Origin of the sequence: Immundisolibacter sp. (genome assembly GCF_050250495.1) — a bacterium.
Lineage (GTDB): Bacteria > Pseudomonadota > Gammaproteobacteria > Immundisolibacterales > Immundisolibacteraceae > Immundisolibacter.
Genome location: NZ_JBFWOM010000003.1, coordinates 81,067 through 93,831, shown reverse-complemented (window position 1 = coordinate 93,831; position 12,765 = coordinate 81,067). Strand labels below are relative to the sequence as shown.

Below are 12,765 nucleotides of genomic sequence, written 5' to 3'. Positions count from 1 at the left end.
CCCTGGCCGGCCTGAGAGCTTGAAAAATTCACAAGCGCTCAGTCCTGCGCGGCTTCGAGCGCCGTCCAGCGTTCAAACGCCTGTTCGAGCGCGGCTTCCTGCTCGGCGAGGTCGCGCTGCGCCGCGCGTTGCTCCTCGACCGGCTGCTGGTAGAACTCGGGCGCGGCCATGCGCGCGTGCAGGGCGGCGATGCGGGTTTCGATCTTCTCGATGTCCTGCGGCAGGCGTTTCAGTTCCCGCTGTTCGGCGGAACTGAGGCGCGCGGCGGCGGTCGGCGCGGCGCTCGCCTGCTGGGCGGGTCTCGCCGCGGCCTTGGTGGCTGTCTTGGCAGGCGCGCCGTTGGCGGCGCAGCGCGCCTGGCGCAGCCAGTCGTCGTAATCGCCCACGTAGTGCCGAAAGCCGCGCTCGCCCTCGTGCACCAGCAGACCGTCGATGACTTCGTTCACGAAGGCGCGGTCGTGCGACACCAGGATCACCGTGCCGGGGTAGTCGAGAATCAGATCCTCCAGCAGCTCCAGCGTTTCGACGTCGAGATCGTTGGTCGGCTCGTCCAGCACCAGCACGTTGGAGGGCTTGGCGAACAGGCGCGCCAGCAGCAACCGGTTGCGCTCACCGCCGGATAACAGACGCGTGGCGGTGCGGGCACGGTCCGGCGTGAACAGGAACGCCTTCAGATACCCCAGCACGTGCAGGGAACGGCCGTCGAAGTCGATGCGGTCGGCGCCCTCGGCGATGTTCCAGGCGGCGTCCCGGTCCCCGTCGAGCTGCTCGCGGTTCTGGTCGAAGTAGGCGACCTCAAGGTTCTCGCCGTGCACCAGCGTGCCGCTGTCCGGCGCGCGCAGGCCGAGCAGCACATTCAGCAGCGTGGTCTTGCCGCAGCCGTTCGGGCCCATCACGCCCAGCACCTGGCCGCGTTGCAGCTTGAAGCTGAAATCGCGCAGCACGGTGGTGTCGGCGATGTGCGCCGATACGTTCTTCGCTTCCAGCACGCGCTTGCTCGACTGCTCGCCGAACTGCGCCTTGATGGCCGCGCGCTGCTGATACTTGCGCCGCCCGGCGGCCTGCTCGCGCAGGTCATCAAGCGCCCGCACGCGGCCCATGTTGCGCGTGGTGCGGGCCTTCACGCCGCGGCGGATCCAGGCTTCCTCCTCGGCGAGCTTCTTGTCGAAGTCGCGGTTCGCGGCCTGTTCGGCGGCGAGCGCGTCGAGCTTGCGGCGGCGGTAGTCGGCGTAGCGGCCCGGCCAGTTGTGCAGCGCGCCGCGGTCGACCTCGACGATGCGGGTCGCGATGCGGTCCAGGAACGCCCGGTCGTGGCTGATGAACACCAGCGTCAGTGCGGCGCCGAGCAGGAAGTCTTCGAGCCAGGTCACGCCGGCGATGTCGAGGTGGTTGGTCGGCTCGTCCAGCAGCAGCAGGTCGGGCGCCCCGACCAGCGCTTGGGCCAGCAGCACGCGCCGCTTCATGCCGCCCGACAGTTGCCGGAAGTCCATCTCGGGCGGCAGGCCCATGCGCGTCAGCAGCGCGTCGACTTCCACGCGCGCGGTCCATGCACCGGCCGCTTCCAGCGCGTGCTGCAGGCGATCGAGACGCTCGGCAGGCGCGTGGTCGGCCACGGCCGTGTGGTACGCGTCGAGCAGCCGGCCGCGCTCGCCGAGCCCCGCGCTCACCACCGCGTACACGCTGCCCGTGATGTCGGCCGGCACTTCCTGGGGCAACTGCGCCACGCGCAGGCTGTCCCGGCGCTCGATCTCGCCGCCGTCAGGTTCGAGCGCGCCGGCCAGCAGTCGCATCAGCGTCGACTTGCCGGCGCCGTTGCGCCCGACCAGGCACAGCCGCTCGCCCTCCTCGACCGTGAGGTTGACCTTGTCCAACACCGGCTCGCGGCTGTACTGGACGGTGATGTCGCGTAGGGTGATCAGCATGGCTTAACGGTCATTCGGGAGGGCTTGCGGGCCGGTCGGCGCTGCGTCAGCATGGACGGCACGGGGCACGGAATGCCCGGAAGCAAAATCAACAACATCAAATGGAGGAGAACGGATGGCGGCCTTTCCTTCGGAGTTTGCGGGCCTGGAGCCGCTGCGGGCGGACTGGGCCATCGGTGATGAGGCGGCGCGCAACCGCCAGCGTCTGGCCTCGTCCATGGCCGAGCTACAGACGTTCTACAACGCGCTGCTGCCGCGCATGGACGCCATTATCCAGCACCTCAACAGCCGGCCGCTCGACGCGCTCGCGCCGGGCGAACAGGCGCTGCTGAATCTCGCGCTGATGTTCATGGAGGTGGCGCCGGCGGTGGAGATTTACAAGCACCCCGACGTGCCCTGGGGCTTTGCCGCCGAGCGTTTCCACATCCTGCCGGCCTGACCGGACCTGCCAAGGAGGCCCCCATGAACAAGCCCGCCGATACGCTGCATCCCTACCTCGCGCAGTGGCCGGACCTTGGCACCGGCCCGGTGCCGGTGGCGCCGGTGGTCTCGCCCGAGTATTTCGAGCGCGAGCGCGAGGCCGTCTTCAAGAAAATCTGGCTGAACCTCGGCCGCGTCGAGGACATCCCGAACCCCGGCGATTACCTGGTCAGGGACGTCGCCATCCTGAAGGCATCGATCATCCTCGCGCGCGGCGACGACGGGCAGGTACGGGCGTTTCACAACGTCTGCCGCCACCGCGGCAACCAGGTGGCGCAGGGCCGCGGCAATTCCAAAGGCTTCGCCTGCGGCTTTCACGGCTGGACCTACGACACGGCCGGGCAGTGCGTGTTCGTGCCGGACGAGGAGGCGTTCTTCGATCTCGACCGCGCGCAGATGAACCTGCCGCCGGTGCGCTGCGAGACCTTCGCCGGGTTCATTTTCGTGACGGTCAATCCCGCCGCGGCGCCGCTCGCGCAGTACCTCGGCGGCTTCGGCGAGCAGATTCGTGACTTCCCGTTCCACACCATGCAGCGCATGCACACGCTGCAGGCCGACGTGAACTGCAACTGGAAGGTGTTCGTCGACGCCTTCCAGGAGTCCTATCACGGGCGCTTCGTGCACAAGCTGACCGCCACCGCCGCCGGCTGCACCGACGACGATCCCTACGCGCACCTGACCTCGGTGCGCCTGTTCGGTCCGCACCGGTCGGCCTCGGTGCCGTTCAACCCGGGCTACCAGCCCTCGCCGGCCGAGGCGCTGTCGTTCAAGTACGCGCAGTCGCTGTGGCTGCACGAGGGCAACGCCGGCACCCAGCGCGTGCCCGGCACCAACCCGCAGGGCCACCCGAACTGGCTGTTCGACATCAACGTGTGCTTTCCGAATTTCTTCGTGGACGTGTCCAGCAGCTGGTTCTTCACCTACCACTTCTGGCCGGTGGCGGTGGACCGCACGCACTGGGAATACAACTTCTACATGCTGCCGCCGGCCAACGCCGGCGAGCGCATCAGCCGCGAATTCTCGAAGCTGTACCTGCGCGACCTGCTGCGCGAGGACCTGTCGACCGTGGAGACGACGCAGGCGGGCCTCAGCTCCGGCGCCATCGAGCACATCATCCTGTCGGACCAGGAAGTGGCCGTGCGCCACCAGTACAAGGTGGTGGACGACATGGTGAACGGCCGCTGGCGCGGCTGACGGTCGTCTATCGGTGCACAGCAAGAAGGCCCCGCGGGGCCTTCTTGCTGTGGTCTCAAGCCCTCAGCGTGATGCCCGACACGCGCATGGACAAATCCACCGCCTCCACGTGCTTGGTGAGCGCGCCGACCGAGATGAAATCGACGCCGGTGTCGGCGATGGCGCGCAGTTGATCCAATGCCACGCCGCCGCTCGCCTCCAGCGTCGCCCGACCGGCGGCGATGGCCACGGCGTCCCGCATCATGTCCAGCGAAAAGTTGTCGAGCAGGACCTGCGGCGCGCCGGCGGCGAGCGCCTCGCGCAGTTGATCCAGCGTCTCGACTTCCACCTCGATTGGCGTGCCCGCCGGTGACTGCCGGCGGGCGGTTTGTACCGCCGCCGTCACCGAGCCCGCCGCGGCGATGTGGTTTTCCTTGATCAGGATGGCGTCGTAGAGCCCCTTGCGGTGGTTGTGGCCGCCGCCGCAGCGCACGGCGTACTTCTGCGCCAGCCGCAGGCCCGGAACCGTCTTGCGGGTGTCGAGCAGGCGCGTGCGCACATCGCCGAGCGCCGCCACGAAGCGCCGGGTGGCGGTGGCGGTGCCGGACAGCGTCTGCAGGAAGTTGAGCGCGCAGCGCTCGCCGGTGAGCAGTGCCCGCGCCGGGCCGGCGAGCTCGCACAGCACGTCGTTGGGGTTGACCGCGTCGCCGTCGGCCACGCGCCAGTCGATGCGGACGTCAGGATCGATCTGCCGGAACACGGCATCGAACCAGTCCCGCCCGCAAACCACCGCCGCGTCGCGGCTGATGACGCGTGCCGTGGCCTGCGCATCCGCGGGGATCAGGCCGGCGGTGAGATCACCCGCGCCGACGTCCTCGGCAAGGGCGGCGGTCACCTGCGCGGGCAGGGTAGCCAGTGTGTCGGAATCGGGGCGCATGGCCTGGCACGGGATGGCGGTCGGGAGACCATTATCGCCGCAGCAGGAATGAGCCGACGCCCAAAAGAAACCGCCCGGTGCGTCGGCGCCGGGCGGTCTGGTCTGCGATCGGATCGCCGCCGGGGCGGCGTCAGGTGCCGATCACGCCGCCGTCATCGCGGGTGATCACCACCACGCCCGAGCGCGGCTTGTGCACCGTGCCGAGTGCGCTCGCCGTGGTCGGACCGTTCACGCCGCTGTCCGGCCAGGTGGAGTTGTCGGTGGGGCTCACGCTCCAGTCCTCGCCGGGGTGCTGGATGCCGACGAACAGCGTGCGCCCGTCGGGCGTGCCGGTGACGCCGGTCACCTCGCAGTGGCGCGGGCTGGTGAGGAAGCGGCGTGTGTGCCCGGTCGACGGGTCCGCGCACATCATCACGTTGCCGCCGATGTTGACCCAGTCGCCCTTCGCGTCGCCGGCCTGGTCGGTCTGAATCCACAGCCGGCCGTCGCCGTCGAACCACAGCCCGTCCGGCGCGCCGTAGTCGTCGCCGTTGATGTTGCCCTTGTAGCCGTCGTGGCCGTCCGGCGTGTAGCTGCCGCCGAGCGTCTTGGTGGTCGCCTTGTCGCCGCACAGCACGAACACGTCCCAGGCAAACACGGTGGCCGCCGCGTCGCCGGCGCTCTCGCGCCAACGGATGATGTGGCCGAAATCGTTGTCCGGGCGCGGGTTGGCGGCGTCGACCGGCGGGTTGGCGCTGGCCGCCGCCGTGGTGCCATCGACCTTGTTGCTGGACGCTGGCGTGTTGCCGCGCCGGCTGTTGTTGGTCAGGGTGAGGTAAACCTCGCGCGTGGTCGGGTGCGCCGCGACCCACTCGGGGCGGTCCATCATGGTGGCGCCGACGCGGTCGGCGGCCTGGCGGCACTTGATCAGCACCTCGCCCTGGTCGGCGAAGCCGTTTTCCGGCGTCAGGCCGTTCTGCCCCCACACCAGCGGCAGCCACGTGCCGCTGCCGTCGGCGTCAAAGCGCGCCACGTACAGCGTGCCGGTGTCGAGCAGATCGCGGTTGGCGGCGCGGTTGCGCGGGTTGTACTTGCGGGCGCAGACGAACTTGTAGACGTACTCGTTGCGCTCGTCGTCGCCCATGTACACGGCCACCGTGTTGTCGGGACCGACCACCACGCCCGCGCTCTCGTGCTTGAAGCGCCCCAGCGCGGTGCGCTTCACCGGCGTGCTGTGCGGGTTGTAGGGATCGATCTCGACCACCCAGCCGAAGCGGTTCGCCTCGTTGCGGTGCTGGTTGATGTCGAAGCGCTCGTCCACCTCGTGCCAGCGGTAGTTGAAGCCGGCGGCGCTCAGACCATAGCGGGCCTCGTGCGCGGTGCGGCTGTAGCTGCCGTTGGCGCCGAAGTAGCCGTTGAAGTTCTCCTCGCAGGCCAGATACGTGCCCCACGGCGTTTGCCCGTGCGCGCAGTTGTTGAGGGTGCCCAGCACGCGCCGGCCGCTCGGGTCGGCGCCGGTGCGCAGCAGCGCGTGCCCGGCCGCAGGACCGCTGACCGCGCAGGGCGTGTTGCCGGTGATGCGGCGGTTGAAGCGCGAGGTCCGGTGTACGCGCCAAGTGCGGGCGATTTGTCTGACCTTGACCACATTCACGCCGTGGGCAGCTTGCTGGGCGCGCACCATGTCGAGCGTGAGCGGCGCCGAGGCGTAAGCCGAGGCTGGCGTGATGCCGTTGACCAACGGCGGGTCCACGTACTCGCTGTTGCTCACCAGTAGGCCGCGCTTGTTGCCAAGATGGCCCTTGCCCGCCCCCGGGAAGGGGAAGTAGTTCATGCCGTCGGTGTGCGCGCCGTAGGCCTGCAGCTGCGTCGCCTCGTCCATCGGGTCGGCCGGGTTCCACTGCGCGCCGGCCGTCAGCCGGTCACCCCAGGCCACCAGCACGCGGGCGCTGTAGCCGGCCGGCACGGTCACGGCGTCGGTCATCGGAACGACATTGGCGGGCACGGACGTGAAGCCGATGCCACCCACCGGTGCCGGCGCCGCCAGCGCGGGGTTGAACACGGCGTCCAGCAGCGAACCGCCGAACACGCCGGCCGCCGTGAGGCCGGCGGTGGTGGCCGCGGAGTGCTTCAGAAAGCCGCGCCGGCTCACCAGCCGTTGCGCGAGCACCTGCTCGAACGACGGGTTGGCGGCGGGATTGCTGGTCTCGTCGTGCGCGTCGTGGGCGCGGTCGGGGTGCAGGTCGCTACTCATTGCGAGAGGTCTCCGAAGTTGGGTGGCGTCGATCGCACTGCCGGCGGGGGGGGCTGGACGTCGCCGACCCCACCGGACGCGGCAGGACCATAGCGGCGGCATGTTGCAATCCGGTTGCGCCGGCCGCGTGGGCGCGGTCGAGGCGCGTCGCGTCGCGCGGCCAGCGTCCATGCTGGATTCGGCCGCCGCTGTGGGGCGCCTGGTGCGAGCGACAACCGCGTACCCGGGCAGCGTCACATTGGGCGTTTCAGATTTCTTTCAGACACCGCAGCCGGCGCGTCACCGCCCCGGCTGACCCAACACCGCCGCGCGGCCGGCCTTAAACGAACTGTCAAATTCGACGTTCACCATGCCGCGCTTTGGTCGTTCCTACACGTTGCGGCGGGAGAGGCTTGATGCGCGGACGGCATGCCGGTCGAAGGCTCGCTGTCGCGGCAATGGTGGCGCAGCAGGCGCCGCGGATGCTGGCCATCCTGCTCTTCGCGCTGGCCGCGTGGTCGGTGCACACCCTGTGGCAGGGTGCCCCGGCGCCGCAGGCCATGTCGGCCCCAACGGCGGTGCCCGCTGACCGTCCGCCGGCACTGGCGGCGGACGTGGGCGCGATCGTCGGTCGGCATCTGTTTGGCGATGCGGTGGCAAGCCAGACCAACACCCCCCCGCCGCCAACGCGCGCCGCGCTGGTGCTGGGCGGCATCTGGTACACGCCGGCCGGCGACGCCTACGCGCTGATCGGCGAGCCCGGCGCCGCGCAGCGGCCGTACCGCACCGGCGACCGCCTGCCGGGCGGCGTCGAACTCGCCGGCATAGAGGCCGACCGCGCGCTGCTGCGCCGCGACGGCAAGGTCGAGACGCTGGCGCTGCCGCGTGCCGCGGCCGTGCCCCAGCCCACCACCGCGCCGCCGGCGCGCTGAACCTGTCCCAATCGAGCCCGAAGGTGGCGATGAGCCGATCGACCCTGCGTATGCGTATAGCCGGCGCCCTGCTGGCACTGGTTTCCGGGGTGGCGAGCGCCGCCGAGCCGGTAACGCTGAACCTCAAGGACGCCGACATCCTGGCGCTGGTGGAGCTGGTGGCGGACGCCACCGGGCGCAACTTCATCGTCGACCCGCGCGTGAAGGGCACGGTGAACGTGATCTCGCCGCGCCCGCTCGACAAGGACGCGCTGTATCAGGTGTTTTTGTCGGTGCTGAAGGTGAACGGCTTCGTGGCCGTGCCGAGCGGCGACATGGTGAAGATCCTGCCGGACACCAGCGCTCGCACCGAGGCGAGCTTCGGCGCCGCACCGCCGGCGCAGGGCGACGAGCTGGCGACGCAGGTGGTGAAGGTGGACAACGTGCCGGCGGCGGCGCTGGTGCCGGTGCTGAGGCCACTGCTGTCCAAGGACGCGCACCTGGCCGCGGCGCCGGCCAGCAACACGTTGATCATGACCGACACCGCCGCCAACGTGGCGCGCCTGGCGCAGATCGTGCGCCGCATGGACCTGCCGGCGAGCGGCGATATCGAGACGGTGGTGCTGCAGCACGCCACCGCCAGCGAGGTGGTGCGCGTGCTGGAGACGTTGCAACAGCGCACCACCGGCGGCGAGGGGGGCAACGCGCGCGGGGCCTTCGTGGCGGACGAGCGCAGCAACAGCGTGCTGATCGGTGGCAGTCAGGGCACGCGCCTGGCGCTGCGGGCGGTGATCGCCAACCTCGACACGCCGCAGGCCGACCGCAGCGGCAACATCCACGTCGTCTACCTGCGCTACGCGAACGCCGAGGATCTGAAGGCGGTGCTCGAAGGCGTGCTCAATTCGTTGCAGAGGGTGCCGGCGGCGCAGGGCGAGACCGATCCTTCGGGCGGACTCTCGTCGGTACAGGCGGACCCCGGCACCAACGCGCTGATCGTGTCGGCACCGCCGAGTCTTTGGGCGTCCGTCGAGTCGGTGGTGAAGCAGCTCGACATCCCGCGCGCCCAGTTGCTCGTGGAAGCGGTGGTGGTGGAGGTGTCGAGCAGCCTCGCGCGCGAGCTTGGCGTGCAGTGGCGCGGCAGCGCCGGTTACAAGGACAACCGCGGCGTGATCGGCGGCACCAGTTTCGACGACACCCGCGCCGGCGCCGATCGGGTCAACCTGAACCCGTTCGGCGGGCTGGGGGACGGGCTCAATCTTGGCTTCCTGGACGGCACGCGCAGCGTGCTCGGCGCCAACGTGACCATGGGCGTGCTGCTGAAGGCGCTGGAGGCCGATTCCGGCACCAACGTCTTGTCCACGCCGTCGCTGGTGACGCTCGACAACCAGGAGGCGGAGATCATCGTCGGCCAGAACGTGCCGTTCATCACCGGCTCCTACAGCACGCCGGGCAACGTGGACAACGCGCCGTTCCAGACCATCCAGCGCGAGGACATCGGCCTGAAACTCAAGGTCAAGCCGCAGATCAACCAGGACGGCACGGTGCGCCTGCAGATCGAGCAGGAGGTGTCGTCGATCAGCGACGCCACGGTCGGCTCGGACATCATCACCAACAAGCGGGCGATTACCACCACCGCCGTGGTGCAGGACCAGCAGCTGGTGGTGCTGGGCGGCCTCATGGACCGCAGCCTCAGAAGCACCGACTCGCGGGTGCCGGTGCTGGGTTCGATCCCGCTCGTGGGCCGCCTGTTCCAGTACCGCTCCACCAGCGGTGGCAAGACCAACCTCATGGTGTTCATCCGCCCGCGGGTGCTGCGCGACGCCGAGATCACCGCCGCCGTGACGGGCGACAAGTACGACGCCATCCGCCGCCTGCAGCGCCTGGACGCGGCCGACCGCGACCTGCTGGCGCCGCCCGGCGCGGCGCCCATGCTGCCGGCGCTTGAGGAGATGATGCGTGGAGCCCAAGGCACCGCCCCCGCCGGTCGTTGACGCGCCGGCAGCGGCCACGCTGCCGTTCGCTTTCGCCAACCGCCACGGCGTGCTGCTGGTAGCGAACGAAGACGCGCCGACGCTGCTGCATCGACCGGGCGTGCAGGCCCGCACGCTGGCCGAGATGCAGCGCATGTTCGGCGCCCGGCTGCGGTTGCAAGCGCTGCCGGCAGACGCCTTCGAGGACGCGCTGCGCCGCGCCTACCAGGACGGCGGACGCGCCAGCGCGCAGGTCATCGACGACATCGGCGAGGACATGGACCTCGACGACCTGGCGCAGGCGCTTAACCAGCCGACTGATCTGCTCGACAGCGCCGACGACGCGCCCATCATCCGCCTGCTGAACGCGCTGCTGTCGGAGGCCATCCGCGAGGGCGCGTCGGACATCCACATCGAGCCGTTCGAGCAGCACCTGGTGGTGCGCTTTCGCGTGGACGGCGTGCTGCGCGAGGTGCTGCGCCCGCAGCCGGCGCTGGCGAGCCTCGTCATCTCGCGCGTCAAGGTGATGGCGCGCCTGGACATCGCCGAAAAGCGCCTGCCTCAGGACGGGCGCATCTCGTTGCGCGTGGCCGGGCACGCCGTGGACGTGCGCGTGTCGACCATCCCTTCGGCGCATGGCGAGCGGGTGGTGCTGCGCCTGCTGGACAAGCAGGCCGGCCGGCTCGATCTCGGGCATCTCGGTCTGGCGGACGACCTGCTGCGCCAGGTGGACGCACTGATCCACCGCCCGCACGGCATCCTGCTGGTCACCGGCCCCACCGGCTCCGGCAAGACCACGTCGCTGTACGCCATGCTGACGCGGCTGAACGACCGCTCGCGCAACATCCTCACCGTCGAGGACCCGGTTGAGTACCACCTCGACGGCATCGGCCAGGTACCGGTCAACCCGCGCATCGACATGAGTTTCGCGCGGGGTCTTCGCGCCATCCTGCGCCAGGATCCGGACGTGGTGATGGTGGGCGAGATACGCGATCTGGAGACCGCGCAGATCGCCGTGCAGGCCAGCCTCACCGGGCATCTGGTGCTCTCCACGTTGCACACCAACACCGCCGCCGGCGCCGTGACGCGCCTGCGCGACATGGGCATCGAGCCGTTTTTGCTGGCGTCGTCGCTGATCGGCGTGATCGCCCAGCGTCTGGTGCGGCGCCTTTGCCCGCAGTGCCGGCGGCCGTACGAGGCCACCGCCGCCGAGGCGGCGTTGCTCGGCGCGGATGCCGAGCAGCCGCCGACGCTTTACGCCGCGGCCGGCTGCACGCACTGCCACGGCAGCGGCTACCGCGGGCGCAGCGGCATCTACGACCTGGTCGTGGTCGACGACGCCCTGCGCGCCCTGATCCACGACGGCGCCAGCGAAGCCGCGCTAGAAGCCGAAGCCCGCCGCCACACCGCCAGCCTGTTCGACGACGGCCGCCGCCGCGTGCTGGCGGGCGACACCAGCCTCGACGAACTGCTGCGCGTGACGCAGCTGCAGTGATGCCGGCGTTCCAGTACACGGCGGCGCGCGCGGATGGCGGGAGCACGCGGGGTCTCATCGAGGCCGACTCGCCGCGCCAGGCGCGCGCCGAGCTGCGCCGCCAGGGCCTGCTGCCGCTCGATGTCGCCGAGGTGCGCGCGGGTGCGGCGCGCGACGGCTTCGCGCTGCGGCGCGACCACCTGCGCGGGCCCGAACTGGCCCTGCTCACGCGGCAGCTGGCGGTGATGGTCGACAGCGGCCTGCCGCTCGAAGAAACCCTGCGCTCGGTGGCCGAACAGGCGGAGTCACCGCGCCAGAAGCGCGTGCTGACCGCGGTGCGCAGCCGCGTGCTGGAGGGCCATTCGCTGAACGCCGCGCTCGCCGAGCACCCGCGCAGCTTTGCCGAGTTCTACCGCGCCGCGGTCAGCGCCGGCGAGGCGGCCGGGCGCATGGGCGTGGTGATGGACCGCCTGGCCGACTTCCTTGAACAGCGCCAGGCGCTGCAACAAAAGGTGCTGCTGGCGCTGTTCTACCCGGCCACGCTCACCGTGGTGTCGGCGGCGGTGGTGATTGGTCTGCTCACCTACGTGGTGCCGGAGATCGTGCAGGTGTTCGACCGCATGGGCCAGACGCTGCCGTGGATCACCCGCGCGCTGATCGCCGTCAGCGGTTTTCTGCGCACGTTTGGCCCGCTGCTGCTGCTGGCGCTGGCAGCGCTGCTGATCGGCACGCGACTGCTGCTGCGCGTGCCGGCGCTGCGGCTTCGTTTCGCCGCCGGCGTGCTGCGCGTGCCGCTGCTCGGCCGGCTGCTGCGGGGCCTCGACGAGGCGCGCTTCACCGGCACGCTCGGCACGCTGGTCAGCGCCGGCGTGAACCTGGTCGACGCGCTGCGCGTGGCCGCGCGCGTGGTCGGCAACCGGCATTTGCGCGGAGGTTTCGAGACCGCCGCCGAGCGCGTGCGCGAAGGCGCGGCGCTGAGTCAGGCGCTGCGCCGCGAGCGCCTGCTGCCGGCCATGAGTGTGCGTTTGATCGCCAGCGGCGAGGCCGGCGGCGAACTCGGCGCCATGCTGGAACGCGCCGCCACGCTGCAGGAGCGGGCGCTGCAGAACACCGTCGCGGTGTTGCTCGGCGTGTTCGAGCCGGCGCTGATTTTGACCATGGGCGGCGCGGTGCTGGTGATCGTGCTCGCCATCCTGATGCCGATTTTCGAACTCAACCAACTGGTGAAGTAATGCAGTCCAAGCAGGCGCAACAGCGCGGTTTCACCCTCATCGAGGTGATGGTGGTGGTGGTCATCCTCGGCATCCTGGCGGCTCTGGTGGTGCCCAAGATCATGGGCCGGCCGGACGAGGCGCGCGTGATCAAGGCGCGCCAGGACGTGCAGGCCGTCGAGGCGGCCCTGAACCTGTACCGCCTCGACAACCACGCCTACCCGGGCACGGACCAGGGCCTGAAGGCGCTGGTCGAGAAGCCCTCCGGCGAGCCCGCCGCGCCCAACTGGAAGGCCGGCGGTTACCTCGACCGCGTGCCGCAGGACCCGTGGGGCCGGCCGTACCAGTACCTGAACCCCGGCCTGCACGGCGAGATCGACATCTGGAGCTACGGTGCCGACGGCCAGGAAGGCGGCGAGGGCCTGAATGCCGATGTTGGCAACTGGGCCGAAGCGACGGGCGGCTGAACGGACGCAGG

10 protein-coding genes are annotated in these 12,765 nt (G+C 70.2%); 7 read left to right on the top strand and 3 right to left on the bottom strand.

Features of this window, described 5'->3' with window-relative positions; all coding sequences use genetic code 11:
• Window positions 1-38: 38 nt before the first annotated feature.
• Window positions 39-1,922 carry an ATP-binding cassette domain-containing protein gene (locus tag AB7F93_RS03845; RefSeq protein WP_428301563.1) on the bottom strand — a complete coding sequence of 628 codons (1,884 nt, stop codon included), beginning with the start codon at window positions 1,920-1,922 and terminating at the stop codon, window positions 39-41.
• Between the two features lie 115 nt (window positions 1,923-2,037).
• On the opposite strand from AB7F93_RS03845, the gene AB7F93_RS03840 reads away from it, so the two are divergent.
• A complete protein-coding gene (locus AB7F93_RS03840; RefSeq protein ID WP_428301562.1) occupies window positions 2,038-2,361 on the top strand; it encodes a hypothetical protein in 324 nt (107 codons plus the stop codon).
• 23 nt (window positions 2,362-2,384) lie between these two features.
• A complete protein-coding gene (locus AB7F93_RS03835; RefSeq protein WP_428301561.1) occupies window positions 2,385-3,596 on the top strand; it encodes an aromatic ring-hydroxylating oxygenase subunit alpha in 1,212 nt (403 codons plus the stop codon).
• Window positions 3,597-3,651: 55 nt separating this feature from the next.
• Here the strand turns inward: AB7F93_RS03835 and nadC are convergent, their stop codons facing one another.
• Both nadC and AB7F93_RS03825 read right to left on the bottom strand, forming a co-directional pair.
• Complete coding sequence (gene nadC / locus AB7F93_RS03830) at window positions 3,652-4,512, bottom strand: carboxylating nicotinate-nucleotide diphosphorylase (protein ID WP_428301560.1); 861 nt, start codon at window positions 4,510-4,512, stop codon at window positions 3,652-3,654.
• 130 nt (window positions 4,513-4,642) lie between these two features.
• Window positions 4,643-6,742 (bottom strand): PhoX family protein, encoded by a 2,100-nt coding sequence (locus AB7F93_RS03825; protein ID WP_428301559.1) that lies wholly within the window; start codon window positions 6,740-6,742, stop codon window positions 4,643-4,645.
• 461 nt (window positions 6,743-7,203) lie between these two features.
• Here AB7F93_RS03825 and AB7F93_RS03820 point away from each other — a divergent pair, with 461 nt between their 5' ends.
• The 5 genes from AB7F93_RS03820 to gspG are packed head-to-tail and all read left to right on the top strand — an operon-like array spanning window position 7,204 to window position 12,754.
• The gene (locus AB7F93_RS03820; RefSeq protein WP_428301558.1) at window positions 7,204-7,653 is read left to right on the top strand and encodes a type II secretion system protein N; all 450 of its coding nucleotides are present in this window, start codon (window positions 7,204-7,206) and stop codon (window positions 7,651-7,653) included.
• A 29-nt stretch (window positions 7,654-7,682) separates the two neighbouring features.
• Entirely contained in the window at window positions 7,683-9,623 is a 1,941-nt protein-coding gene (gene gspD / locus AB7F93_RS03815; protein WP_428301557.1) for a type II secretion system secretin GspD, read from the top strand.
• Window positions 9,589-11,097 (top strand): type II secretion system ATPase GspE, encoded by a 1,509-nt coding sequence (gene gspE, locus AB7F93_RS03810; protein WP_428301556.1) that lies wholly within the window; start codon window positions 9,589-9,591, stop codon window positions 11,095-11,097. The genes gspD and gspE overlap by 35 nt, the downstream gene beginning before the upstream one ends.
• Window positions 11,097-12,308, top strand: a complete 1,212-nt coding sequence (gene gspF, locus AB7F93_RS03805) for a type II secretion system inner membrane protein GspF (protein ID WP_428301555.1) — start codon at window positions 11,097-11,099, stop codon at window positions 12,306-12,308. The genes gspE and gspF overlap by 1 nt, the downstream gene beginning before the upstream one ends.
• A complete protein-coding gene (gspG, locus tag AB7F93_RS03800; protein ID WP_428301554.1) occupies window positions 12,308-12,754 on the top strand; it encodes a type II secretion system major pseudopilin GspG in 447 nt (148 codons plus the stop codon). Before gspF ends, gspG begins: the two co-directional genes overlap by 1 nt.
• The last annotated feature ends 11 nt before the right edge of the window (window positions 12,755-12,765 follow it).